Genomic DNA, 241 nt, shown 5'->3' with positions numbered 1-241 from the left:
GGAGCTGATCGGCCTCGATCACCCGCCGAAGCATCCGGTTGAACTCCTTAGGCTGGGCGTCGCTGCCGGTTTTGTCGCGAAGCACTTCTACCCGGCACGTCCATCCGCCGCGCTGCATGCCGGCGTGCTTGCGCGCGATACGATAGAGCGCCCGCTCCAGCCCTCCGGACAGCAGGAAATAGTCCGGGTGCATGGTTAGCAGCGACTTCTCGTTGACGATGCCCTCATAGACCCAATCCGA

The 241-nt window shown here is 63.1% G+C and carries 1 protein-coding gene; it reads right to left on the bottom strand.

Annotated elements, in window-relative coordinates:
* On the bottom strand, window positions 1–241 hold a 241-nt coding region (locus AC3II9_RS22400; protein WP_489158971.1), incomplete at both ends, for a replication initiator protein A.

It is taken from the genome of Lysinibacillus sp. RU7, from assembly GCF_057837305.1.
Note: the sequence above shows the minus strand (reverse complement) of the source record. Positions and strands in the feature narration are given on the sequence as shown.